Here is a 25,165-nt window from a genome sequence, read left to right as displayed (position 1 = left end):
AGAATTCATGGATCATGTGGAGCGAATTATCGCGCAGTGGAACAGTGCCCGGCCCGACCTGGATGTGGGGCCGATGGAAACCGTTGGTCGACTGACGCGGTTGGCGGTTCAGTTGCGAAGGGCGATGGAGAATACTTGGGCTCTTCATGACATGAACGCTGCCAGCTTTGATGTCCTTGCCACGTTGCGAAGGTCTGGCAAGCCAGAGGGTCTTTCACCTGGCGAGCTTTTGGAGCTTACAATGGTGACGTCCGGCACAATGACGAATCGCGTCGATCAACTGGTTAAGGTGGGGATGGTCGAAAGAGTGCAAAACCCTGAGGATGGCCGGGGCTTCCTGATCCGTCTTACCCAAAATGGGTTCAAAGCGATCGAGGCCGCCGTTTCGGATCATGTAGAGACTCAGCAGCGCCTGGTTCAGGGTTTGTCCCTGCAACAGCGCGATCAGCTCAATCACCTGCTCAGATCGTTGTCTGAAACGCTGGACTGATCCAGGCAGGTAAGCATTCTGGACCGGGGTGCCAATTCCGATGTGGCATAAGCCGTTTTAGTGCGCACGGCTCAAATTCTATAATTCTTGGGCTATGCGGTTTCCTCGGTCAGGGGATTGGCATATTGTTCAAACGAATTTCAGGTAGCCGGATGAGGATACATGTCGCGCTTCGATGGATATTTCCTGCGGCAACTGCTGATTCTGTTCGGCTTTTTCACTCTGATTCTGGTGGGGGTTTTCTGGATCACCCGCTCGGTCAGCCTGTTTGACCGTGTCATCAGCGGTGGTCAATCGGCCATGGTGTTTCTTGAATTTACCGCTCTTACTTTGCCGACGCTGATCCGTACGGTGATGCCCATGGCCGTGTTCGCAGCGGCCGTCTATGCCACCAACCGCCTGAGCCGTGAAAGCGAGCTTACGGTGATGCTGGCCACAGGTTCCAGCCCGTGGCGGCTGGCTCGCGCTGTGGTTCTGTTCGGTCTTGTTGCTGGTCTGATGATGGCCTCGATCAGTGTTTTCCTGCGCCCGGCCTCGGTCGATCTACTGGAAAAACGGCAGGCCGAAGTGGCGGGTGACGTCACAGCGCAGTTATTGAATGAAGGCGAATTCCTGCATCCTGCAAGTGACGTGACCGTCTATATTGGGGGGATTGATCAGGACGGGACTTTGCGCGAAGTTTTTGTTTCGGACCGGCGGGATAAAACCAGCCCGGTCAGCTATTCCAGCCAAACAGCTTATCTGGTCAATAACGGCTCGGGCATTCATCTGGTGATGGTTGACGGGGTTGCCCTGCGTCAGGACCGGCAGGGACGTACCCTGTCGTCTACACTGTTTCAGGACGCGTCCTATGACATCTCAGAATTGACGAGTACCGACAACACGGCCGAGCGAAGCCTCGAGGCCATTCCCACCGCAGAGCTGTTGCGCGACCGGGCTGCGATTGCGGCAGCAGAAGGGTTCACTGAGGGCGCGTTGATCGACGAGCTGCATCAGCGATTTTCATGGATCACCATTTGTATCGCGGTCGCAATGGCGGGCTATGCAACCCTTATGTTGGGCAGCTTTTCCAGATTTGGCCTGTGGCCACAGATTTTTGGAGCATTCATAATTCTGGTCCTTTTGGAAGGTATGCGCGGCTTTGTGTCCCCGTTGGTGATCGAAGACCCGAAATTGTGGCTATTGCTCTATTTGCCTGCTGTCATGGGCATATTGATCTCGTGCCTGTTTCTTTTGATTGCAGGTCGTCCGCTTCTGCGCGTGCGCGCAAGAAAACACTCGCAGGCATTGTCCCAAGCCTGAAGTTACGGCGCATTTCGGCGCAATGTTCTTCGGCCAAGCTAATTCGTTTTTTCGCTCAGGTTTTCTGCGTTAGGCTGCGGTTGGATGATCAGTCAAAAGGACCGGACCATGCTGGACAAAACCCACAAACCCACCTGGACCAGCTTTGAAGAGGCGACCAAGGCCGATTGGGACGCCGTCATGGAATACGAAGAGGCCTATAACGCCGCGTTGCCGGACAGGATACTGGATGCGATCCGTTCGCTGGACGAGGATTGGACGCCCTATCCCGTGAACCGCTATCAGCACAGCCTGCAGGCCGCGACGCGCGCCTATGAGGATGGGGCGGAAGAAGAGCTGGTCGTCGCAGCGCTGATCCACGACACCGGCGATATCCTGTCTCCCTATAACCATGGAGAGCTGTCAGCGGCGATGATGAAGCCCTATGTCAGCCAGAAAACCCATTGGATCCTCAAACATCACTGCGTGTTCCAGGGCTATTACTACAATCACCACCTGGGCGGAGACCGCAACGCCCGAGACAAGTACCGCGACAGTCCTTATTGGGAGGAATGCCGCTATTTCTGCCATGAATACGACCAAAAGGCGTTCGATCCGGATTACCCGACCAAACCGTTGGAGTTCTTCGAGCCGATGCTGCGCCGTGTCCTAAGCCGCGGCGAGGGGCATATGGAGTTGAACGAAACCGCCGAAGGTTAGCAGGCGGCCATCAGACGGTAGACGATCTGTGCGGCGGTAAAGTCCCAGGCGGCATTGCCGTCCGGGGCCAGCTCGACCACGTCGAACCCCACGCATTTGCGCCCCCGAAGGGCATGCTCGACCAGTTGCAGCGCCTGATAATAGCCCAAGCCGCCGGGCACGGGTGTTCCTGTGGCCGGCATTTGCGAAGGGTCCAGCCCGTCGACATCAAAGCTGACATAGACCAGTTCGGGGAAATCCTTGGGCAGATCGACCGCGTTGATGTTACCGGTGACCAGCTCCTCGGCATCAATGTGGAACACGCTGTTCTTCACCCGGCTCTGCGCCTCTTCGGTCGAAAAGGCCCGGACGCCGAATTGGGCCAGTCGGACGCCTTCTTCGGCCAGTAGATGCATGACCGAGGCATGGCTGTGCTTTTCACCCTGATACGTGTTGCGCAGGTCCGCATGCGCATCAATCTGGACGATCCCGATCGGTTGGTTCAACGCGCGGGCCACACCCATCACCGCACCGTAGCTCAGAGAATGCTCACCGCCCAGAGTAACCGGCACTTTACCAGCGCGAATGGCGGCTTCGGTGCGCAGGGCAAGGCGTTCCATCACTGCAGGCATAGGGCCGTCACAGTTCAAAGGTTCCTCAGTGAAAATACCCGCTGTGCAAGGCTCGGCAAGGCCAGTGATGCGCTCCAGCTCGTTGCTGGCCTCGATGATCGCCGCCGGGCCACCGGCTGTACCCGAGCCGTAGGATACCGTGCGCTCCAGCGGTACTGGGATTACACGAAACCGGGCGTTTTCGGTCCGTTCCGATGTGGTCAATTCACTGTCGAGGAAAACGCTCATGAGAGCCTCTCTTTAAAGTCGTCATAGCCGAACTGTTTGATAATTTTCAACGCGTCGGTTTCGCTGTTCCACAGGGCGATTGTGGGCAGGGGGACACCGTTGAAGGTGTTGGTCTTGACCATCGAATAATGCGCCTGATCTAGGAAGGCAAAGCGTTGGCCGATCTCAAGCGGTTTGTCCCACGTATAGTCGCCGATCACATCCCCCGCCAGACAGGACGGGCCGCCCAGACGGTAGGTATGGCCTGCCTCGGCCTCGTCCATCAGGGCCGGGCGATAGGGGGCTTCGATCACGTCCGGCATGTGGCAGGTGGCCGAAATGTCGGTGATCGCAAGGGTCATGCCATTGGTCGGCAGGTCGAGAATTTCGCCCACCAGAATGCCCGCATCCAGTGCCACAGCCTCGCCGGGTTCAAGATAGACGTCGACGTCATGGGTTTCGCGGATCGCCTTGATGAACGCGATCAACCCATCACGATCATAGTCGTCACGGGTGATATGGTGGCCACCGCCGAAGTTCAGCCATTTGAGATGACCCAGGAACGGGGCGAGTTTTGGTGCAACGGCTTCCCAGGTGAGTCGCAAGGGCTCGAACCCTTGTTCGCAGAGGGTGTGCATATGCAAGCCATCGACCCCGGCCATGATTTCAGCGCTTAGATGGCTGACTGGCGTGCCCAGACGCGAACACGGCGCGCAGGGATCGTATTTAGGGATTTCACCTTCGGAGTGTTCGGGATTGATGCGCAGGCCGACCTGAACTTTGGCGGCCTGTGCTTTGGTCAGGAACCGGTCCTTTTGTGCGGGTGAGTTGAAGATGATGTGGTCGGACAGTGACAGGATTTCATCGATGTCAGCGTCTTTGTACCCGGCGCAGTAAGTGGCGACCTCACCGCCATATTCTTCGCGGCCTAGACGGGCTTCATAGATACCGCTGGCGCAGGTGCCGCCAAGGTGTTGGCGGACCAAGGGGGCCAGCGAGAACATCGAGAACGCTTTGAGCGCGCTGAGGACATGTGCACCGGACCTGCTGCCGACATCGGACAGGATCGCCAGATTTTTCTCAATTGCTTTTTCGTCGACCACAAAGCACGGGGTCGGCACGCGGGTGAGGTCGAAATTGCGGAAAGCACCGGCATCGCCTGCTTGTGTGGTCATCATGTCGGACATATCAGGCGTCTCCGAATTTGGAGAGGGCGGGGGGCGCTGCCCCCCGGACCCCCCGAGGTATTTAGGGCCAGATGAAGCTTTGCGGATCAGAACTCGACCGGGCCGTCTAGTTCGTGGACCTGCCATGGCAGACCATGTTCATTCAGCATGTCCATGAAATCATCCGGGTCGAGCTGTTCCATGTTCCACACTCCTGGCGCGGTCCAGTTGCCTTTGAGCACCTGCGCGGCACCGATCATAGCCGGAACGCCAGTAGTATAGCTAACCGCTTGGCTGCCGACCTCGGCGTAGCATTCCTCGTGGTCGCAGATGTTATAGATGTAATAGGTTTTCTCGCCCGAGCCATCCTTGGCCTGACCCGTGGCGATATCGCCGATACAGGCCTTGCCCTTGGTTTCGGCACCCAGATCGCCGGGATCGGGCAGTAGGGTTTTCAGGAACTGGATCGGGATGATCTCTTTACCGTCGTGCATCACCGGGTCGATGCGGGTCATGCCGACATTCTCCAACACCTTGGCGTGGGTGATGTAGGCGTCGCCGAAGGTCATCCAGAAGCGGGCACGCTCAATCTCGGGGAAGTGGGTGGAGAGGCTCTCCAGCTCCTCGTGATACATCAGGTACATGTTTTTGGGGCCGATGGCGGGGAAGTCAAACTCGACCTTATGGGTCATGGCGGGGGAGTGTTTCCATTCGCCGCCTTCCCAGTGGCGCACCTCGGCGAGAACCTCACGCAGGTTGATCTCGGGGTTGAAGTTGGTGGCGAATTCCTGATCGTTGCTGCCGCCATTGGCGTCCAGCACGTCGATCTGGCGGATCGTATCCAGCTTGTGTTTTCTCAACCACGTCGCAAAGACAGACGTTACGCCCGGATCAAAGCCCGAACCGAGGATGGCGGTCAGTCCCGCCTGTTTGAACCGATCCTGATAGGCCCATTGCCAGTGATACTCGAACTTGGCTTCGTCCTCGGGCTCGTAATTCGCGGTGTCGATGTAGTGGATGCCCGCCTCAAGGCACGCGTCCATCAGCACGAGGTCCTGATAGGGCAGGGCCAGGTTCACGAGGACCTCGGCACCGGTGTCCTTGATCAGTTTGACCGTGTCCGCGACCTTATAAGCGTCCAGCTCCGCAGTAGCGATATCAACGCCCACACGCTCTTTCACGGCCTTGGCAATGGCGTCGCATTTCGACTTGGTGCGGCTGGCCAGCGTGATTTCAGTGAAGATGTCCGAATTCATCGCCATCTTGTGCACCGCAGCGTGAGAGACGCCGCCCGCGCCGACAACCAGCGTTTTGCCACTCAAAGTTCCCATGGGGTCATCTCCTCTCGGGGGTTATTCGTAATAGGTGTAGCCATTGATCGAGTCGCGATATGCGCTCATCAGGGTTTTGCGGTCTTTGGCCAGCAGAGTACCGGTCGAGATCGCCTCGTCCACCATTTTGCGGAAGGCGGCGACACAGTCGGCCGGATCAAACTCGACATAGGACAGGACCTGACCAATGGTGTCGCCCTCTTGCTCGTGCAGCAGATCGAAACCGCCATCGGAGCGCAGGTCGATGGTAACCACGTTGGTGTCGCCGAACAGGTTGTGCAGATCGCCTAGCGTTTCCTGATAAGCACCAACAAAGAAGACGCCCATGAAGTATTCGTCATTCTCGGGCAGGGAATGTACCGGCAGGCTGGGCGAGACACCGTCGGCCAGAATAAACCGGTCGATCTTGCCGTCGCTGTCGCAAGTGATATCGGACAGCACCGCGCGGCGGTCGGGTGTTTCGTTCAGACCCTGCAGCGGCACGATCGGGTGTAGCTGGTCAATGGCCCAGACGTCGGGCAGCGATTGGAACAGTGAGAAGTTGCAGTGATAGATATCAGCCACTTTTTCCAACTGTTCGTCGACATCCGTGTCGAGCTCATCACTGGCAGCCAACGCCTTGAGGCGGGCCATCAATGACAGATAAATGCGTTCGGCGCGCGCCATCTGGCGCAGGTCGATATATCCGCGGCGGAACAGGGCGCGCAGCTCGTTGCGATAGAAGGTGGCATCGTTCCAGCACTCTTGCAACCGGTCGCTGGAGAGGTATCCGTGCACAGCTGCAAGGTCTGACACCAGATGATGGTCATCCGCCTCGACTTCCGGCCCATCCGGCGCGTCATAAAGCGTGCTTTCCAGCACGTTGAACACCAGCATGGATGAGGTCGCAACGATAGCGCGCCCGCTTTCGGTGACCAATGTGGGGTGCTCGACCTCGGCTTCATCCATGGCATAGGCGACGGTTTCGACCACGTTGGCGCAGTATTCTTCGACCGTGTAGTTGATCGAGTTTTCGGCGGCTTTCTTTTCGCCCGTGTAGTCCACGCCCATGCCGCCACCCAAGTCCAGATGGGTCAGCGGTACGCCTTCGCGGGTCAGTTCGGTATAGTATCGGCAGGCCTCACCCACTGCGCGGCGCACGTCATTGACGTCCTGCACCTGCGATCCAAGATGCGAGTGCTGCAGCTTCAGGCAGTGCAGCAATCCGGCGGCCTTCAGCTTGTCCACCGTGGCGACCAGTTGATCGGTGTTCATGCCAAAGGCGGAACGGTCGCCCGAGCTTTCTTCCCATTTCCCGCTGATCTGGTTGGTCAGTTTAACCCGTACCCCGATCAGCGGTTCGATGCTCAGTTGGTTATAGACTTCGATCACCGTGTCGGCCTCTTTCGGGCTTTCCAACACGATCACCGTATTGAACCCGATTTTGCGGCTGAGGATGGCTAGCTGGATAAACTCGGCATCCTTGACGCCGTTGCAGACGATCAGCGCCTCATTGGCCAGACGATGGGCAAGCGCGACCACAAGTTCCGGTTTCGAGCCAGCCTCAAGGCCATAATTGTACTTCTTGCCAAACTCGACGATCCGGTCGACCACCTGAGCCTGTTGGTTGACCTTGATCGGAAAGACACCGCGATAGCTGCTTTTGTACCCAACCCGGGCAATCGCCTCTGCAAAGCTTTCGTTAATATGGACAATCTCGTGCTCCAGATAGGAGCTGACGCGCAGGATCATCGGGGCCTTGATGCCGCGATCGTCCAGATCACGCAGGATGCCGGGCAGGCTGATCGCCTCGGCCTCGGGCGCAAGGGGATTGCGCAGACCGATTTCGCCGTCTTCCGTCACCTCGATGAGGTCTTTGCCCCATTTCTCAACCCCGTAGATGGAATGCGGTGCGTCGGGCGTCTGTTTCAATCAAGTCTGTCCTTAACCTAGGGTGCCTGCTTCGCGCCCGCCAATACGGCAGCAATTCGATTCGTCCAAGTGTAATCTATGTGACGGGTATTTCCGAATTTATATAGGCAGACCAACGGGAACCAGATGGTTATCCCACTGACAATCCGGCCGGGCGGAAATGCGGGCCTTGGCAGTAAGCGCTCCGACCAGCCCGGTGCCTGTGGTGAAAACAAAACCGGAAGGCCCGGCACCCAGGCCGCAAACATCCTCAAGCGGGGTCGTGTCGTTACGTTGACCGGTCAAGCTGTCGAACCGAAGCAAACTGTTGCCGCGAGGGCAAGTGATGGCGATGGTTTTGCCGTCCCCGGCAAAAGCAATGCTGCCAGCGTAACCCTGCAAGGCACTTTGCACCGATTCCGGGGCTGCAAGCAGGCGCGGAGCCTCGCCTCTTTTGTGCAGTCCCAGCAAAGGCGGGTGGTTTGACTTGTTGCCCTGCCATTGCATTGCAAACCCGACCAGACCGTCGGATCGAACGGCAAGGTGTCGGATCGAATTTTTATGCAGTGTCCGAGGCAACTCTATCTGTTCCAGGACCGAGCCTGACAGACTCAGATAACTTAGGCGCGGTTGCATGATGGGCAGATTCAGCTTGGTTCGGCCCATTTCAGGATGTGTTTCAATGCCGCCATTTGCGATGATCAGAGTTTCCCCATCCGGCATGAGCCGCATATCATGCGGCCCGACCCCGCCCGAAGAAAACTCGCCCAACCGCGTGTAGTCCTCCGAGTCCCAGACGCCAATCACACCCTCACCGGCCTCATAGTCGTTCTCGGTGGTGAACAGATGGGTTCCATCTCGGGAAAACACGCCATGGCCATAGAAATGGCGGCCTTTGGGAGCATCCATCCGTGCGGTTTGGGTTCCGCTCTTGCAATCGATCACCACGCCAAAGGTGCCAGGGCGGCGAGCGAAAGCCACGGCTTGCGCGCGTGACGGATGCGCCGCAGCGGCATGGCCGCGCGCCGGCAGGGGGAGAGAGAATAAGATACCGCCTTCAGAACTCAGGCCCGCCAGCCGATAGGTGCCGTCCGGAAACAGCGCCGCCGCCAGGAAATCTGGCGCGCCGACAGTCGACCAACCTTGTGTTGGGGCAAGGCTAGCTGCAGCCAGGCCCGCAAGGAATTGACGGCGGCTTGTCATGGCTTAGTCCCCGTCCAGCGAATTGAATCCGGCACTGATACCCAAGGTCGGGCCCAGCTCGGTTGCTGCAATCGTGCGGATGTCGTTGATCATCTGCTGCAAGGCTTCGACCCGTATCCGACCCGAAGGTGTCGAGACACCGGCCAGTGTAGGGTCGTCTAACTCACGCGTGCGGATGATAGCCTTGTCGAACGCATTATCCAAATCAGCGGCAATCTGCGGATGATCTGCGGACAGCCTGGTGGCCAGATCGCGCAGCGTGATCAATGACAGTTCGACCTGGCGTAGTGACCGTTCAGACCTGCGCGCTTCGGCCCGATTGGGGCGGGGGCGCTCTTGGGTGCCCATGGGGCGCCCAAGGCGTGTTTCGGCGGTGAATTCCAATCCGGTGATCAGAGCTTTGTAAAGTTCCTGCATGGCCTCATCAGCAGACCGGTAAGGACTGTCTCCGCCGGGCATGGTCAGGTTGGCAGAGAAAGGTTGCCAGTCGTGATCCATCGCCTTGGCATTGCGGTTTATATCTGCAGCAATCGCCCGGATCAAAGCGCATCGATAGGCCCTGTCGCCCTGATCCGCGAGGGCTGGGTCGAATAGCATCATTTCAAGCGCAAGAAACCCGCGTCCCGCGATCGAAGCCTCGGCATAGGCCTCGGGGGTGTCAACCACCGCGTCTTGGGTGGCAATCAGGCCGGATAGGGTTTTGGGTGTAAACCCTTTTGTGTCTGGCCAGAATGCCATCGCAAATGCGCGGTCATCGACCTCGGAGGGGCCAAAGCGCAAGTGGCTTACCGTGACCCAGCGGTCGAATGCCAGGTGATAGGCTGCACGAAGGTTCGGTGAAACGGCTGTGCAATCCGCCTGCGCTGCCGCATCCAGCGCAGCTGTTGCGTCAGATAGCTGTGCGTATCCGGGAAGAATGTGCCCTTCAACAACATCTGTCAGGATCTGGCTGGGATTTTGCGCCAAGGCTGACAGGGGCAGAATAAGGGCAATGGCCAGGCCGAGGGCACGCATCAGAGGCTCTCCAGAAAGCGGATCAAAGCGTCGCGGTCGGGTTTTGGCATAGACACAACGGTGTCGCGCGCCGGTTGTGCCTCTCCGCCGTGCCACAGAACGGCCTCCAGCAGCGATTGCGCCCGCCCGTCATGCAGGAATTGGGTATGACCCGAGACCTGCTCGGTCAGGCCGACACCCCAAAGAGGTGGCGTGCGCCATTCCCGGCCTGTCGCCCGCGCTTCGGGGCGGTTGTCGGCCAGACCATCGCCCATGTCGTGCAACAGCAGATCGGTATAGGGCCAGATCAGCTGAAAACTGTGTTCGGGCCGGTCGTCCATCCGGTGGGTGACATAAGACGGCGTGTGGCACGAGGCACAGCCGGTATCAAAGAACACCTGCTTGCCGCGCAGGACCTGCGGGTCATCAATGTCGCGCCGCCCTGGGACGCCGAGATTGCGGCTGTAAAACGCCACAAGGTCCATGCCTTGCTGGTCAATCTCGAACACGCGGTCGTCGTTGTCGCCATGGGGAGCGGTGACGCAATCCGCCTGCAATTCGGTGCAATCGCCATGGGCTGTAGGGAAAAGCGGGCTCGAAATCCCGATATCCCCGGCAAAAGCCGCCGCTGATTGCTCCATGATCGTGGGCATCCCGGCCTTGTATCCGAACCGGCCCATCATCGGCGCGTCGTATTCGGCTGACCAAACGATGTTGGGACGGCCCGAGATGCCGTCGCCATCCGCGTCGTCCGGGTCGGCCTTTGCCAGCAGGTCCGCGACCGGAATCGCTTCAAGCAATCCCAGACCGATCATCTGTGGGGCCACGCGCGGGCTCAGCATCGCCTCGGGGTGCAGCGGGCCATATCCAAGATCCGCCGCGGTATAGGTCGGGCTGCGGAGAATGACCGTTTCGCCGTCTGATAGCGCGACAGGAAGGTTTTCATAGGTGATGTCCAGCCGGTACTCGGCGGGGTGGCCCGCGAGGGCCAGATCCTGCATCTGCCCGCCGTAATTGGGTTCGGGCTGAGTGGCGATGTAGTCCGCGATTTCATCGATTGTGCCGCCACCGGGGATTGAGACCCGAAGGAACATCGAAACAGCCCCGTCATAGGGCCCATTTGGTGTGTGGCCGCGCCCGTCCTTGATGTGACACCGTTGGCAAGAGCGCGCGTTGTACAATGGCCCCAAGCCGTCCGAGGCCAGGGTCGAGGAAGGCGAAGACACCCAGATTTTCTTGAACAGCCCGTTGCCGACCTTGAAATCCAGTTCCTGTTCGAATTTCAGATTGCCCGAAGGTTGCGAAAATGCATCTGCGTCCTGACGTGCCCTTACGGTTGCGGCACCGGCGGGCAGGTCCTCGAACCGTTGCGCGGCGTCGAAATCCGTTGGCTCGGCGATCACATCCGCGATCCGGGCCTTTTCATCTTCGGTTCTGGGTTGGAAGTTGAGATGCAGATCCTGCAGTTCAGCGGACAGGATCGGGGTGGCTGCAATCGCAGCCACCGCCACAAGCGAGAGCTTACTCGCCTTCGTCCATTTTCGATGCGTTAAGTTGCGCATAATTGGCTTCGCCAATCCTTTCGTACAAATCAAGCTGTGTTTCGAGGAAGTCGATATGGCCTTCTTCGTCACTGATCAGGTTCTCGAACAGAGACATAGTGACGTAGTCGCCCGCCTCTCGACAATATTCACGGGCCTCAACGTACAGGGCACGCGCATCATTCTCGGCAGCCAAATCACATTCCAGAGTTTCCTTCGGGGTCTGTCCAATCCGAAGCGGGTCCAGTTTCTGCAGGTTGGGGTGACCTTCCAGAAAGATTATGCGCTCGATCAGCTTGTCGGCATGACCCATCTCTTCGATGCTTTCCTCACGGCTTTTCTTTGCCATGTGGGTCAGGCCCCAATCCTCTTGCAGACGGTAATGCAGCCAATACTGGCTGACTGCCGTCAATTCATGCCGCAGAGATTTGTTGAGGTATTCTATGACTTTGGGATCGCCCTTCATCTACACTCTCCTGTGATGCCTTGGTGCGTAATGCACAAAGCTGCATGGGGACTTCCAGATTATCGCTGGCGCGCATGGTGTCTAGGAAAAGCGGCATGCATCCGCCACAATCCGCTGATTTTCCAAGGGCATGATAGATCTTGCCAGGGGTTATGACTGCCCTAGGGTCGGAAACGCGCATCCAGTCGATGGCGGCATGAATCTCGGTGTCTGTGATCTTGGTGCAATGGCAGACGATCATGGAGGTGGCGCTCTGGTTTGTATTCTGACTATATTAGTCAGTTATTAAGTGCGTGTCCTGCGGCATACTGTCAATTAGCCGAAAATAAGTTGGGGGCGGGATAGTCCTCCGCCCCCGAACCGCTAGGTTTACTGGAAAACAGCCGTCGGGTTGTCCAGGCTTTCAGAACCTTCGAACTCAATCTGATCGACGTCCAGAATGGTGACGATCCGCTCGATTGTCTTGGTCTGGTCCACCAGCCCGTTCACACCGCCCATGATCAAAACTTCGCCACCTTCATTGCCGCGTTCCAGCATCTGGTCATAGGCGAACCCGGCCTCGGCTGTGGATTTGATCCGACCCAGCGCCTGCATTGTGTTGGCCAGCTTCAGCTTCATCTCGGCGTCCAGCGAGGGGTCCGAGGCAATTACCAGATCCGACAGCGATGCGCCGCTGACAGGAGTTCCGTCGATGCGGGTGTAGCTGCCCAGATAGACGTTCTGAATGCCAAGACCATCATAGTAGTGGCTGTTATGCGTGTTGTCCGAGAAGCAGTCATGCTCTTCCTCGGGATCGTTCAACATCAAGCCAAGACGCATCCGCTCACCGGCCTGCTCACCATAGGACAGCGAGCCCATTCCGGTGAGGATCGCGCTTATTCCTGCGCTCTCATTTTCGGTCAGGGCGGTTCGTGCCGCGCCTCCGTCCTGCCATTGGGTCGCCATCCATTCCAAATCGGTGACCAGCAGTTCAGTCACGGCCTCAAGGTACTGGGCGCGGCGGTCACAGTTGCCGCCGGTGCAGGCATCACCTTGGGCATAGTCCGTCCATGGACGGCTACCCGCGCCTTCACCGTGGCCGTTCAGGTCCTGGCCCCACAACAGGAACTCAATCGCGTGGTAACCAGTGGCGACGTTGGCCTCGATCCCGTCTGCTTCGTGCAAGGTGCCCGACAGCAGTTCCGGAGTGATTTCGTTGGCATCGATTGGTTCGCCTGAAAGTTCAAAGCTTGGGTTGGCGATGACGTTCAATGCGGCGAACTCATTTTCGTCGCTCGGGCCGCCGTAGGTGGTGTCTACATAGTCGATCAAGCCCTCATCCAAGGGCCATGCGTTCACTTTACCTTCCCAATCATCAACGATCGCATTTCCGAACCGATAAACCTCGGTCTGCTGATAAGGGACGCGGGCCGCAATCCAAGCGGATCGGGCGGCATTCAGTGTTGCGTCGTTTGGCGCGGAAATCAGCGCGGTCACGGCGCGCTGCAGCGATTTGGCTGCAATCAGGCTGTCATCGTACTTCGCCTCGGCGATATTGGCGTAGGTATTCAGAACATCGGCTTTCGAGGGGGTCTCGGTTGCAAAAGCAGAGGTGGCGGCCATCAGAGCCACGGCGCTTGTCAGGTTCAGGGGGGTATTCATTGGGGGGTAGTCTTTCTTGTCAGATAACAATGGGTTCGCGCGATGCGACGCTCGACCAATTAACTGATAGAAATAGTCAACTAAGTCAACCTGAGTTTTATAGTCAGGTAAATTGTGAGTGAAAATAGCTCATTCCTACCCAAATCTAGTGGGCTTTGGTGTATTGTGACGCGATTGCGCGAATGTTTTTTCAGTTTAGAGTCGCTTAGTTGATTCTTTTCAGATGGTTCCATGGTCATGAAGTTCTTAGTGTTTGTTTTAACGCTTTTCCCGGTAAACGCGTTGCCTCAGTCCCAGGTTGCAAATCAGCACGAGCATGGGCAGGGTCGATTGGAGGTTTCCTTTTCGGAAGCCGGGATTTCAATTTCCCTTGTGGTTCCCGGTCTTGACGTCCTGGGGTTCGAAGGCCCAGCGGAAACCGAAGGCGATCAGGCCTCGGTCGCCGGAGCCATTTCCGAATTGTCTAACCCGCTTGATCTGTTCAGTTTGCCTGAAGAGGCGGGGTGTTTCACTGTCTCGGCCAATGTCACCCTGTCTGGTGAAGGGTTGGGACCGGTCGTAGACAACGGATCAAATGTGCATACCGAATTCAGGGCAGACTATCAGATGCAGTGCCAGGACATGACGCATCTGGACCACGTCACCTTTCCTTATTTTGACCGCTTTCAACGTGCTGAATCTCTGATTGTTCAGATCGACATATCCGGGAAGGTTGATCGTCACACCGTGACGCGCGACGCGCCTGATTTAGACCTCAACACAGGCCTGTAATTCGGCAAAGAATGCAAAGGCTTTGCTGCCGGAACAGGTAGAGCTTTCCTGCGTTCTTCAGCACCAGTTTCCAGTGCAAAGGCCATCGCATGTCTGAAGCCAGAGGACCCCACATCCAACGTTAGTCTTCTTGCATCCACCGGCAAGACATTCCTGCATTGCCCCACAATCATTGTGCCACCACATACAGGATCTCGAAGACGAACAAGTGCAGGTAGGCGGCGCGCCTTTAGCAATTTCGATAATCGGGCTATCGCAAGCATTGTCGCCGAGTTGCTGCGTATATTTATGAAACACCGAGTGATCTGGAAAAACCTTCTCGATCACAGGCGACAACTCATCAAGACGAGAAGTGGCCGTATGGTTCGCTTTGTCTTCCGAGTAGCAGTCAGGATTGAGTAACTCCTGAAGCTCGGAAAGTAATCGGCACTGAGACTTGTCAGACAGTGCCGCAATGCCTTCACTAAGCCGGTCTTGCCACACTGCCGCCTGAACAGCGGCGGGAAGGCAGTCAAAAATTGACTTCTGTTCGGCGATGTTCAAAGCCGACAAGCCGATCCGAAATTTTGAGATAGATGATACGGGATTGTACATAGTAGCCCCCTTTTCTAAGGGGCCATCATAACACATTTTTCGTTTGCGCGTTTGTCCCGACCTTCTGAGGGCGCAGAGAACAGGCTGAAGCAAGGGCTCGATAAGCCTTGGTATGTCCTTAGAAGCGAGATCGAGGACGAAGTCGGAAAGAGAACGTTTTGGCTTGCTTTTGTGATGGCAGAGTCGCCAGCACCATCACAAATTAACCGGGTTTGAACTGTGAACTCAACGCTCAGTTATGAAGGACAGTCCAGACACAAGCTGTCTCAATCCAAGTGCGGCACCTGCAAAGATTGCAACGAATGTGACGGGCGCGCTGTAGGCCAGAAGTGAGAATGCAGATATACCTTGCCCGACGCTGCAACCAACCGCGATGATCGCACCTGGACCCATAATCGCAGCGCCCAGCATTTGTCGCTTGAGTTCACGTGGATCTTCGCATGCTTCCCATCGGAAATGGCCCTTAGACCACGACCCCAGAAACGCGCCAATGAGAACGCCGGAGACTGATCCGACCGCAAAGGACAAAGTGTTTCCGGACGCAGTCATAAGGTAGAAAATAGTGTCACCCAGGGGTGCCGCGAAGGTATGGGTTTGCACCGGCTCACCATCGAAACCATGTGTCGCAACCCAATTCGTGCCAAGCCAGCCCGAAACGATTGCCAGTCCAACTACAGACCCCCAAAACACCTGTGCCGGAGTGCGGCGGAAGCGATGGCTTGCCAAAGCAAAAAACACCAAAGCCACACCGATAACAGAGCCAATGAGCCAAGCTGGAATAGAGGTCAACCGTTCGGCAAGAAAGCTAATGCTCTGGGGGCCATTGAGATCCATTTCCTCTGGAAAGATCCATACCCGCAGATAGGCGAGGGGTCCGGACATTACGACGTAAGCGGAAAGACCCATGATCAAAACAATTACGAATGATCGAAGGTCACCACCTCCCAGCCTTGCCAGCGCGCCATAGCCGCAGTTACCGCAGATGGCCATTCCGTACCCGAACATGAGGCCCCCCACGATCGAACCGAGGGGGTTCCAGGTCTGTGCAAGATACCTTGTTCCGACAGGGTCAAGTCCCCCCAATGCCATAGCTGTGTGGCCGCCGACAATCGCAACACCGATTGCCATTGCCCACATGCGCAGCCGCCGGTCATCATCTGCGTAAAGGTAGTCTTCGATTGCACCCAACGTGCAAAAACGGCCGATGCGTGCGGCCAATCCCAATACGATGCCACCAATCAAACCGATCAGAGCAACGGTATTTGTGTCTCCCAATGCTTCGAGCATTGCCAGTCTCCTCCCAAAGCTGGCGGCTTTCTGACCGGCTTCTACTTCTCCCTGCAGAAAAGGTCGTAAACGACTTCCAGGATTTGGGTCGAACGATCATCAGCCAATCTGTAGTAGATCGTTTTCCCCTCGCGTCGTGTCTTCACCAAGCCCTCGAAGCGTAAGCGGGAGAGTTGTTGAGATACCGCGGCTTGACGCGCTGAGAGCATTTCCTCCATCTGCGTGACCGATTTTTCCCCTGACGACAGATAACACAAAATCATCAGGCGCCCCTCATGGCTGATTGCCTTGAGGAAATTTGACGCGGTCTGAGCATTCTCCATCATTCTGTCCATGTCTTCGGCGCACATGTCCTTGGAGAACACAGGCAGGTTCGAAGATTTGTCCAACAAGATCGCCTCGCTTTCATGGCTTCACGCATTCAAAACAGTTTATGTAATATACTGCAGTTTATCCAGAGGTCTCAATTAGTATCCCAGCGTCACGCAGTAAAACGCCCAACACACCCCAGAAAAAATCTTCACCGGGATAGCCTTCGATTCGTCCGACCTCTCGGCCATTGTCCAACAGAACAAAGGTTGGTGTGTAGTAGAGAGGCCGTTCCAATGTGATGTCGTCAGGCATGGCTGCGCGGATATCGACACGCCGAAGCGGTGCTGCATTTCCTTCGGGTGTCTTAGGGTAGATTTCTGAAATTTCGGAGTCCCAGCGGGCGCACCACATGCACCCATCTTCTTCTGCCATCAGAAGTGTCATTTCGGCCCGTAAAGCCACGGGAAAAACAAGCAACGTGATCGCAAGCAAACGTAGGATTAGGTGGCGCATCCAAAGCTCCGATTGACCGCAGTGACATATCTTTATAATTTTGAATGTGTGAATAATAGCGCGTCAGGACAGGTTTGACCATGCTCGACATTACTTTTGCAGGAGCTTTGGTCGCCGGACTTTTGTCCTTTCTGTCGCCCTGCATCCTGCCAATTGTGCCGTTTTACCTCAGTTATCTGGCGGGTGTTGGGATGGAGCAGATTTCTGCGACATCCGCCATTTCCGGCGAGGTTCGCCGCCGGGCAACGCTTGCTGCAATCGCATTTGCGGCAGGAATCATAACCATCTTTATGGCTCTCGGGGCCACGGCTTCGATATTTGGTCAGCTGGTACGAGAATACTTCGATATTCTGCGTTGGATTGCTGCAGCCATCATCATAGCGATGGGCCTGCATTTTCTGGGGTTAATTCGCATCGGGTTCCTGTATCGGCAGTTTCGTGCAGATATTGGTGAGACATCAAACGTGAGCCTCACTGGGGCATATGTACTTGGATTGGCATTTGCTTTTGGCTGGACGCCCTGTGTTGGGCCGGTGCTCGCTGCAATCCTGTTTACAGCGGCCGGAACCGAAACGGCTTGGCGGGGCGCGGGGCTTCTGTTCGTTTACGGGGTTGGAATGACTGCACCGTTTGTTCTGGCAGCCTTTTTGGTTCGCCCCTTCATGCAATGGATGGTGCGGTTCAGGAAGCACTTGCCGCAGATCGAAATGGCAATGGGGGGGCTGTTGATCCTGTTCGGGGTCCTGATCGCAACCAACTCGATCAATCACATCGCACAATGGATGCTGGACTATATGCCCTGGCTTGCGGCCATTGGTTAATCCGGGAGGAAGACATGAAACGCACTTTGTCAGTTTTGATCGCATGCATGATAGGGGCTGCAGTCTCTGCTGCTGATCTGGGCGACGATGGATTGCATAAAACACCGTGGATGCGTGACACGTTCAAAGATCTTCGCGAGGATCTTGAAGAAGCGTCAGGTGAAGGTAAGCGGTTGGTTTTGTTCATAGAACAACGGGGCTGTATCTACTGTAAAAAGATGCACGAAGAGGTTTTCCCACAGCCCGACCTGGCGGCGTTTATCGAAGAGAACTTTTTTGTCGTCCAGCTGGATTTGCATGGAAGCACCACGGCCACAGATTTTGACGGAGAAGAGAGTGAGCAGAGAGCGCTGATGCGCAAATGGGGGATTCTGTTTACCCCAACGCTTGTATTTCTGCCGGAAGAGGTGCCCGAGGATGCCTCAGCCATCGATGCTGCCGTTGCTGTAATGCCGGGAGCATTCTCCAAGGGAACAACCTTAGACCTTTTCACCTGGGTCGATCAGAAGCGATATGAACTTGATAATGGCGAAGATTTCCAAAGGTATCACGCACGGCGCATTCAGGAGCGAAACAATATTTCGCAGGAGTGAGATTGGGCGTTACAGATAAAAAAATTCATTATGATGAATTTGATGTTGCGATGAACCATGTTCGTCGACTACGGTGCACAAAGTCTTTGGGTCGCAAAGCGCCACAGGCGCGGTAGCAAATGGGAGGGATCATGAAGCTGAGACTCTTAACACTGGCATCCGCTATGATGGGCGTTGCCGCATTTGCCGAAGAGACAAATCCGAAAGACGTACCCTATGACGACTATGGTGCAATCGAGGTCTCGCTGACCGATGTTAATGGGGACGCGGCAAACGGTGCACTCATCGTTGGCGACAAGTCCAAAGGTAATTGCGTGGCATGCCACGCGGTCTCAGCTTTGGCGGACATTCCGTTCCATGGTGAGGTTGGCCCGATGCTGGATGGCGCCGGTGATCGTTGGACCGAAGCAGAGCTTCGCGGTTTAGTCGCAAACGCAAAAATGACGTTCGAAGGCACGGTAATGCCGGCGTTCTACAAGGATGACGGTTATATCCGTCCAGGCGATGCCTATACGGGCAAAGCGCCAACGGCGCCTTTAACGACGATCCTGACTGCACAGGAAATCGAGGACGTGGTCGCGTTTCTAACGACACTGAAAGAGGAATAATCTCGCCTTCTGGCGTGACTTTTCGAAGATTCAAAGGAGATTGAAAATGGAACTCTCTCGCCGCGAGACTCTGGCCCTTGGGCTGGGCGCCGCGTTCCTGACAATTATGCCGCTACGAGCGAATGCAGCTGCTGAAGATGCGATCTCCGCATTTTCAGGCGGGGCAGATGTGGCTGATGGCGGTGTTACACTGACGGCACCGGAAATCGCGGAAAACGGAAACACCGTACCAATCGAAGTCAGTGCTCCGGGCGCAGCTGCAATTCTGATCGTGGCCGCAGGCAACCCCGAACCGGGCGTGGCAACGTTCAATTTCGGCCCGCTGGCTGCTGAACAAGCCGCTTCAACCCGCATCCGTCTTGCCGGAACGCAGGATGTCATTGCTGTGGCGAAGATGGCAGATGGCAGTTTTGCCAAAGCGTCCGCGACCGTAAAAGTGACAATCGGCGGTTGCGGCGGTTAATCGCCACGCGCCCTGAAGAACAGGAGATTAACCAATGGCATCCGGTGTAAAGCCCCGCGTCAAGGTTCCAAAGACAGCCGCTGCTGGCGAAGCTGTTACGATCAAGACTCTGATCAGCCACAAGATGGAAAGCGGCCAGCGCAAGGATAAAGAAGGCAACGTCATCCCGCGCTCGATCATCAACCGTTTCACCTGCGAGTTTAACGGTGAAATGGTGATTGATGTGACTATGGAGCCTGCGATTTCGACAAATCCGTACTTCCAGTTCGAAGCAACCGTGCCCGAGGCCGGTGAGTTTGTCTTCACCTGGTACGATGATGATGGCTCAGTTTACGACGAGAAGAAAACGATCGAGATCGCCTGACGGCTCGACCACTAAGGAAGGCTAGCGCTGGTTGTGATTTCTGGCGCTGGCCCACCAAGGGAGGAACGTAATGAATACCAAGGCACTTACGGCGATCGCGGCTGTTCTGGCTTTCCCAATGGCAGCAATGGCTGGACCGGACGAAGATAATCTTGTGATCAATGACGAGCTGAATATGACCTCGGTCACCGAGGCCTCGGCGCATCTGGAGAATTTGGACACGATCTATTCGGGTTGGCATTTCCGCACAGATGAAACTCAGGCACTGCAGATTGATGATTTTGACAATCCGGCAATGATCTTCGTCGATCAGGCAGCCGACCTCTATGAGGCAGTTGATGGTGCTGCAGGTGAAAGTTGTGCCTCGTGCCATGATGGAGTGGAAAGCTTCAAAGGATTGCAGGCGTCCATGCCCAAGGTCGATGCTGAAAGCGGCGAGCTGGTGGTTATGGAAGATCTGATCAACAAGTGCCGTACCGATCGCATGGAGGCCGATGCCTGGAAATGGTCTGGTGGTGACATGCAGGGTATGGTCGCATTGATCGGTCTGCAGTCACGCGGGATGCCCATGAACGTTGCTATTGATGGTGATGCCGCGCCATTCTGGGAAGAGGGCAAGGAAATCTATTATACCCGCTACGGTCAGTTGGAACTGAGCTGCGCCAACTGTCATGAAGAAAACTGGGGCAATATGATCCGAGCGGATCACCTGAGCCAGGGTATGATAAATGGATTCCCTACCTATCGTTTGAAGCAGGCCAAACTGATCTCGCGCCACAATCGGTTCCGCGGTTGTATTCGCGATACGCGTGCGGAAACCTTTGCCGAAGGGTCGGACGAGTTCCGGGCACTGGAGCTCTATGTCGCTTCGCGTGGCAACGGGCTTTCAGTCGAAACCCCAGCTGTACGTCAATAACGAATGACCCGCTTGGGCAATGCCCGGAGCGGGTTTTTCACTTATATAACATTCACACATTTATATGTGTAATAGGAAAGTTGATAGATGATTTCTCGACGTGACTTCTTGCAGGTTTCAATGGCGGCCTCGGCTCTGTTCGGAGCGTCCGGGTTTGGCAACTGGGCCAGACTTGCTGCGCAGCAAAGTCTAACGCAGGATCAACTGCTAGAGTTCGAGAACTTTGGCAATATCAGCCTGATTCATGTCACCGACATTCACGCGCAACTCAAACCAATTTATTTCCGTGAACCCGAAGTCAATCTTGGTATTGGCGATGCAAGAGGACAGATGCCGCATGTTACTGGCGCCGCGTTCCGCAAGGCATACGGGATAGAAGATGGAAGCCCGTCGGCCTATGCGCTGACCTACACTGATTTTGAGTCACTGGCCAAGACCTACGGTCGGGTGGGTGGCTTGGATCGGGTCTCAACTGTCATCAACGCCATTCGAGCGGACCGTCCTGATGCGTTGCTTCTTGACGGGGGTGATACTTGGCACGGTTCTTACACCTGCTATCAGACGGCCGGTCAGGACATGGTTAACGTCATGAATGCGTTGAAACCCGATGCGATGACTTTCCATTGGGAGTTCACGTTGGGCAGTGACCGGGTCAATGAGATTGTCGAAGGTTTGCCTTTTGCCGCCTTGGGGCAGAACATTTTTGATGCGGAATGGGATGAACCCGCAGAGATGTTCAAACCCTACAAGTTCTTTGATCGGGGCGGTTCCAAGATTGCGGTGATCGGACAGGCCTTCCCTTACATGCCGATTGCAAATCCGGGATGGATGTTCCCCGAATACTCGTTTGGGATCCGGGATGAGAACATGCAGGCAATGGTGGACGAAGTTCGCGATGCCGGCGCCGATGTCGTTGTTGTTCTAAGCCATAACGGCTTTGATGTGGATAAGAAGATGGCGGGTCGTGTTCTGGGGATAGACGTTATCCTCAGTGGCCACACCCATGACGCGCTGCCCGAGCCGGTTCTGGTGGGTAAAACGCATATCATCGCCTCTGGATCGAACGGCAAATTCGTCAGCCGTGTGGATCTCGACGTGCGGGATGGGCAGATGATGGGGCTAAAGCACAAGCTTATCCCGATTTTCTCTGATGTTATTGCACCAGATCCTGCGATCACTGCTCTGATAAATGATCAGCGCGCGCCTTATGAGGCGGCGCTGAGTGAGGTTATCGGCAAAACGGACTCGTTGCTGTACCGCCGCGGCAATTTCAACGGCACTTGGGATGACCTGATCTGCGATGCTCTGATCAATGAGCGTGAGGCAGATATCGCAATGTCGCCCGGCGTCCGTTGGGGGCCGTCAATCCTTCCGGGACAGGAAATAACGCGCGAGGATATTTGGAACGTCACCTCGATGTCCTATCCGAACGCCTATCGCACAGAAATGACCGGGGAGTTCATCCATGTCATCCTGGAAGATGTCGGCGACAATCTGTTCAATCCCGACCCCTATTACCAGCAGGGTGGCGACATGGTCCGCGTTGGCGGGCTGGGCTATCGGATCGACGTAACCAAGCCGCAGGGGCAGAGGATCAGCGACATGACGCTGTTGAAAACCGGTGAGGCGATCGACCCGGCCAAGTCCTATGTCGTGGCCGGTTGGGCCAGCGTCAACGAAGGCACCGAGGGCCCGCCGATTTGGGATGTCGTCGAAAACCATGTTCGCAACCTTGGCACCGTAACGGTGCAAGAGAACACCAGTGTCGAAGTAATCGGCGCTTAAGAAACCGATGGAGACCTAAGAGATATGGATGACGCGTTCAAACCGTCCCGCCGGGCCTTCCTGAAAGGCAGTGCCGCGGTCGCCGCAGGATCCGTTGCAGGTGCGGCAGCGGCAGAAACACCCGACCCACTGATAACAGAGCTTCAGGATTGGGCATCTTATACGGGGGCAGGTGTTGATGAGACGCCTTATGGCATGCCGATCAGCTTTGAATCCCATGTCGTGCGCCGCAATGTGGAATGGCTGACCGCCTCTCCGATTTCGTCGATCAACTTCACGCCGATCCACGCGCTCGATGGCACGATCACTCCGCAGGGATGCGCCTTTGAGCGTCACCATTCAGGCGCGATCGAGCTGCGCAAGGAGGACTACCGCCTGATGATCAACGGGCTGGTTGATCGCCCGCTTGTCTTTACATACGAAGACATTGAGCGGTTCCCGCGCGAAAACCACGTGTATTTCTGCGAATGTGCGGCGAACACAGGTATGGAGTGGGCTGGTGCGCAACTCAACGGCGTCCAATTTACTCATGGCATGATTCACAACATGGAATACACCGGTGTTCCGCTGCGCGCGCTGTTGCAGGAAGCAGGTGCCGACATCTCACCTGACAAATGGGTCTATGTTGAGGGCGCAGATGCGTCGTCCAATGGCCGCTCTATCCCGATGGAAAAAGCGCTGGATGACGTGTTGGTTGCATTCAAGGCGAATGGCGAAGCGCTGCGGATGGAGCATGGGTACCCTGTGCGTCTCGTGGTGCCGGGTTGGGAAGGCAACATGTGGGTCAAGTGGCTGCGCCGGATCGAGGTTGTTGATATGGCGGTCGAAAGCCGCGAAGAAACATCAAAATACACCGATGTTTACGTCGATGGCACGGCCCAGAAATGGACTTGGGTGATGGATGCTAAATCTGTCATCACCTCACCCAGCCCGCAAATGCCGATCAAACACGGACCGGGTCCGCTGGTCATTTCCGGGCTTGCCTGGTCAGGCCACGGACAAATTACACGGGTCGATGTGTCAAAGGACGGTGGAATCACATGGGAGACAGCGCGTCTTGGTAAGCAGGGCGACACCAAGGCTCTTACACGTTTCTATCTCGATACGAACTGGGACGGGGCGCCAATGCTCTTGCAGGCCCGGGCGATAGACGAGACCGGTTATGTGCAACCAACCAAAGACCAGTTGCGTGAAAAACGCGGAGAAAACTCGGTCTACCACAACAACTGTATCCAGACTTGGTACGTGAGCGCAGAAGGGATCGCCGAGAATGTTGAAGTCTCTTAGTCATGTTTTCCTGCCCGTATTTGGCGGTACGGCGTTGGTGCTTGCGGTAGCTGTGTCTTTCGCGAACCGGAACTACGGCCACTCGAAGATAGAGACATTGGAAACCCGGATAGGGCAGGTTGAGGCGCATGCAGCAGTTGCCCAGGGGAATGCGGAAGCAGAATCCAAACGAGCAGCCGAACTGGAGATCAAAGTCGAAGAAATCCAGGCAGCGGCGGCAGAACGGGTCGCCAATGGTGCGAACTTGACCGCATCCGCGCCCATCCACGAGAGTAGCATTGGGCTTGGGCGGTCGGCACTGAAGGAAGAGATCGCGGCCTGGGACGTTGACGTCTTGCCTGATGGGCGTGGCCTACCCGTAGGTTCAGGCGACGTCTGGACCGGAGAAGAGGTGTTTGTGGCCCGCTGTGCGTCGTGCCACGGTGAATTTGCCGAAGGTGCCGATAACTGGCCTGTTCTGGCCGGTGGGTTTGACACGCTTGCAGACGAAGATCCTGTAAAAACCGTTGGGTCATATTGGCCACATTTGTCGACTGCCTGGGATTACATTTCCCGCTCAATGCCCTTTGGTGAAGCGGGCACGCTGACAGCGGATGAGACCTACGCAATTGTCGCATACATCCTCTACTCCAATGATTTGGTGGATGACGATTTCGAGCTGAACAACGAAAACTTCGCCGAGTTCAAAATGTACAATATGGACGGTTTCGTAGTCGATGTACGACCCGAGACCGAATACACTGAATGGCGCGAAGAGCCTTGCATGGAGAACTGCAAGGCAGAGAGCGCCGTCACGATGCGTTCTGTTTTTCTGGTTGAGACTCCTGCGGAGGGTGGTTCGAACTCGGTCATGAATAACGCCAGCCCGGATGAGTTGCCGGTGTTTTCGGCGAAAGGCCCCTCGTTCATTCCAACTGCAGCGCCAAAGCCTGATGAAGAGGCCGCAGCCATACCGTCCGCTCAAGAAACCGAAGTGACAGACGAGGTTACAGAACTGGCTGCTGCCGGAGAGAAAGTCTTTAAGAAGTGTAAATCCTGCCATCAAATTGGTGAAGGTGCAAAGCACAGCACTGGGCCTGCTCTGAACGGGGTAATCGGAGCTAATGCTGGATCGGTCGAGGGCTTCAAATACTCCAAAGCGATGCAGGCGTCTGCGGAGGCAGGACTAGTCTGGACCGATGAAGAAATGGCTGCCTTTCTTGCGAAGCCCAAGGAATACATGAAAGGCACAAGGATGTCTTTTGCAGGTCTCAGAAAACAGGACGATATCGAAGCTTTGATCATCTATCTAAAGACGTTTGGAAGTTGACG

General features: G+C 56.0%; 27 protein-coding genes. 13 read left to right on the top strand and 14 right to left on the bottom strand.

Annotated features, from left to right (window positions below):
- Positions 1-7: 7 nt before the first annotated feature.
- The 3 genes from AC2FLB_RS19545 to AC2FLB_RS19535 all read left to right on the top strand — a co-directional run bounded on the left by AC2FLB_RS19545 (position 8) and on the right by AC2FLB_RS19535 (position 2,491).
- Positions 8-490, top strand: a complete 483-nt coding sequence (locus tag AC2FLB_RS19545) for a MarR family winged helix-turn-helix transcriptional regulator (protein ID WP_271948203.1) — start codon at positions 8-10, stop codon at positions 488-490.
- A gap of 162 nt (positions 491-652) precedes the next feature.
- Complete coding sequence (gene lptF / locus AC2FLB_RS19540) at positions 653-1,792, top strand: LPS export ABC transporter permease LptF (RefSeq protein WP_496700732.1); 1,140 nt, start codon at positions 653-655, stop codon at positions 1,790-1,792.
- Between the two features lie 108 nt (positions 1,793-1,900).
- The gene (locus tag AC2FLB_RS19535) at positions 1,901-2,491 is read left to right on the top strand and encodes an HD domain-containing protein (protein ID WP_142635974.1); all 591 of its coding nucleotides are present in this window, start codon (positions 1,901-1,903) and stop codon (positions 2,489-2,491) included.
- Here the strand turns inward: AC2FLB_RS19535 and speB are convergent.
- From speB to AC2FLB_RS19485, 10 genes are all read right to left on the bottom strand, one after another.
- On the bottom strand, positions 2,488-3,330 hold the full coding sequence (gene speB, locus AC2FLB_RS19530) for an agmatinase (RefSeq protein ID WP_496701614.1): 843 nt from the start codon (positions 3,328-3,330) through the stop codon (positions 2,488-2,490). The genes AC2FLB_RS19535 and speB overlap by 4 nt on opposite strands.
- Positions 3,327-4,496, bottom strand: coding sequence for a carboxynorspermidine decarboxylase (nspC, locus tag AC2FLB_RS19525; RefSeq protein ID WP_496709893.1), 1,170 nt, complete (start codon positions 4,494-4,496; stop codon positions 3,327-3,329). Before nspC ends, speB begins: the two co-directional genes overlap by 4 nt.
- 86 nt (positions 4,497-4,582) lie before the next feature.
- Entirely contained in the window at positions 4,583-5,806 is a 1,224-nt protein-coding gene (locus tag AC2FLB_RS19520) for a saccharopine dehydrogenase family protein (protein WP_496709892.1), read from the bottom strand.
- Positions 5,807-5,827: 21 nt separating this feature from the next.
- Positions 5,828-7,717: a biosynthetic arginine decarboxylase gene (gene speA, locus AC2FLB_RS19515; RefSeq protein ID WP_496709891.1), complete on the bottom strand. Its 1,890-nt coding sequence runs from the start codon at positions 7,715-7,717 to the stop codon at positions 5,828-5,830.
- A 99-nt stretch (positions 7,718-7,816) separates the two neighbouring features.
- Positions 7,817-8,899, bottom strand: coding sequence for a DUF1513 domain-containing protein (locus AC2FLB_RS19510; protein WP_496709890.1), 1,083 nt, complete (start codon positions 8,897-8,899; stop codon positions 7,817-7,819).
- 3 nt (positions 8,900-8,902) lie between these two features.
- Positions 8,903-9,913 (bottom strand): imelysin family protein, encoded by a 1,011-nt coding sequence (locus AC2FLB_RS19505; protein WP_496709889.1) that lies wholly within the window; start codon positions 9,911-9,913, stop codon positions 8,903-8,905.
- Entirely contained in the window at positions 9,913-11,454 is a 1,542-nt protein-coding gene (locus tag AC2FLB_RS19500) for a di-heme oxidoreductase family protein (RefSeq protein WP_496709888.1), read from the bottom strand. Before AC2FLB_RS19500 ends, AC2FLB_RS19505 begins: the two co-directional genes overlap by 1 nt.
- Entirely contained in the window at positions 11,414-11,899 is a 486-nt protein-coding gene (bfr, locus tag AC2FLB_RS19495) for a bacterioferritin (protein ID WP_142635826.1), read from the bottom strand. Before bfr ends, AC2FLB_RS19500 begins: the two co-directional genes overlap by 41 nt.
- Positions 11,847-12,140, bottom strand: coding sequence for a (2Fe-2S)-binding protein (locus AC2FLB_RS19490; RefSeq protein WP_142635828.1), 294 nt, complete (start codon positions 12,138-12,140; stop codon positions 11,847-11,849). Before AC2FLB_RS19490 ends, bfr begins: the two co-directional genes overlap by 53 nt.
- A 128-nt stretch (positions 12,141-12,268) precedes the next feature.
- Complete coding sequence (locus AC2FLB_RS19485) at positions 12,269-13,540, bottom strand: imelysin family protein (protein WP_496691687.1); 1,272 nt, start codon at positions 13,538-13,540, stop codon at positions 12,269-12,271.
- Between the two features lie 237 nt (positions 13,541-13,777).
- Between AC2FLB_RS19485 and AC2FLB_RS19480 the strand changes: the two genes are divergently transcribed.
- Complete coding sequence (locus tag AC2FLB_RS19480; RefSeq protein WP_496709887.1) at positions 13,778-14,311, top strand: ZrgA family zinc uptake protein; 534 nt, start codon at positions 13,778-13,780, stop codon at positions 14,309-14,311.
- A 57-nt stretch (positions 14,312-14,368) separates the two neighbouring features.
- Here the strand turns inward: AC2FLB_RS19480 and AC2FLB_RS19475 are convergent, their stop codons facing one another.
- From AC2FLB_RS19475 to AC2FLB_RS19460, 4 genes are all read right to left on the bottom strand, one after another.
- The gene (locus tag AC2FLB_RS19475) at positions 14,369-14,905 is read right to left on the bottom strand and encodes a bacteriocin fulvocin C-related protein (RefSeq protein ID WP_496691685.1); all 537 of its coding nucleotides are present in this window, start codon (positions 14,903-14,905) and stop codon (positions 14,369-14,371) included.
- Between the two features lie 225 nt (positions 14,906-15,130).
- Positions 15,131-16,192, bottom strand: a complete 1,062-nt coding sequence (locus AC2FLB_RS19470; protein ID WP_496709886.1) for a YeeE/YedE family protein — start codon at positions 16,190-16,192, stop codon at positions 15,131-15,133.
- A gap of 41 nt (positions 16,193-16,233) precedes the next feature.
- A complete protein-coding gene (locus tag AC2FLB_RS19465; protein ID WP_142635976.1) occupies positions 16,234-16,542 on the bottom strand; it encodes an ArsR/SmtB family transcription factor in 309 nt (102 codons plus the stop codon).
- Positions 16,543-16,642: 100 nt separating this feature from the next.
- Positions 16,643-17,017: a hypothetical protein gene (locus AC2FLB_RS19460; RefSeq protein ID WP_496691683.1), complete on the bottom strand. Its 375-nt coding sequence runs from the start codon at positions 17,015-17,017 to the stop codon at positions 16,643-16,645.
- 80 nt (positions 17,018-17,097) lie between these two features.
- On the opposite strand from AC2FLB_RS19460, the gene AC2FLB_RS19455 reads away from it, so the two are divergent.
- The 9 genes from AC2FLB_RS19455 to AC2FLB_RS19415 all read left to right on the top strand — a co-directional run bounded on the left by AC2FLB_RS19455 (position 17,098) and on the right by AC2FLB_RS19415 (position 25,163).
- Positions 17,098-17,838 carry a cytochrome c biogenesis CcdA family protein gene (locus AC2FLB_RS19455; protein WP_496709885.1) on the top strand — a complete coding sequence of 247 codons (741 nt, stop codon included), beginning with the start codon at positions 17,098-17,100 and terminating at the stop codon, positions 17,836-17,838.
- 14 nt (positions 17,839-17,852) lie between these two features.
- Positions 17,853-18,431, top strand: a complete 579-nt coding sequence (locus tag AC2FLB_RS19450) for a thioredoxin family protein (protein ID WP_496691681.1) — start codon at positions 17,853-17,855, stop codon at positions 18,429-18,431.
- A 131-nt stretch (positions 18,432-18,562) separates the two neighbouring features.
- Positions 18,563-19,039, top strand: coding sequence for a sulfur oxidation c-type cytochrome SoxX (soxX, locus tag AC2FLB_RS19445; RefSeq protein WP_496709884.1), 477 nt, complete (start codon positions 18,563-18,565; stop codon positions 19,037-19,039).
- Between the two features lie 46 nt (positions 19,040-19,085).
- The gene (gene soxY / locus AC2FLB_RS19440; protein WP_142635846.1) at positions 19,086-19,502 is read left to right on the top strand and encodes a thiosulfate oxidation carrier protein SoxY; all 417 of its coding nucleotides are present in this window, start codon (positions 19,086-19,088) and stop codon (positions 19,500-19,502) included.
- 34 nt (positions 19,503-19,536) lie between these two features.
- Positions 19,537-19,866, top strand: a complete 330-nt coding sequence (soxZ, locus tag AC2FLB_RS19435; protein ID WP_142635848.1) for a thiosulfate oxidation carrier complex protein SoxZ — start codon at positions 19,537-19,539, stop codon at positions 19,864-19,866.
- A 70-nt stretch (positions 19,867-19,936) separates the two neighbouring features.
- The gene (gene soxA, locus AC2FLB_RS19430) at positions 19,937-20,782 is read left to right on the top strand and encodes a sulfur oxidation c-type cytochrome SoxA (RefSeq protein WP_496706353.1); all 846 of its coding nucleotides are present in this window, start codon (positions 19,937-19,939) and stop codon (positions 20,780-20,782) included.
- A gap of 87 nt (positions 20,783-20,869) precedes the next feature.
- Positions 20,870-22,567: a thiosulfohydrolase SoxB gene (gene soxB, locus AC2FLB_RS19425; protein ID WP_496709883.1), complete on the top strand. Its 1,698-nt coding sequence runs from the start codon at positions 20,870-20,872 to the stop codon at positions 22,565-22,567.
- Between the two features lie 24 nt (positions 22,568-22,591).
- The gene (gene soxC, locus AC2FLB_RS19420; RefSeq protein ID WP_271948170.1) at positions 22,592-23,854 is read left to right on the top strand and encodes a sulfite dehydrogenase; all 1,263 of its coding nucleotides are present in this window, start codon (positions 22,592-22,594) and stop codon (positions 23,852-23,854) included.
- Complete coding sequence (locus AC2FLB_RS19415; protein ID WP_496709882.1) at positions 23,838-25,163, top strand: c-type cytochrome; 1,326 nt, start codon at positions 23,838-23,840, stop codon at positions 25,161-25,163. Before soxC ends, AC2FLB_RS19415 begins: the two co-directional genes overlap by 17 nt.
- Positions 25,164-25,165 lie beyond the last annotated feature (2 nt).

The organism is Ruegeria sp. CDSA236 (assembly GCF_059611285.1).
The sequence above is the reverse complement of the archived record's forward strand: the minus strand, read 5'-3'. Positions and strand labels throughout refer to the sequence as shown.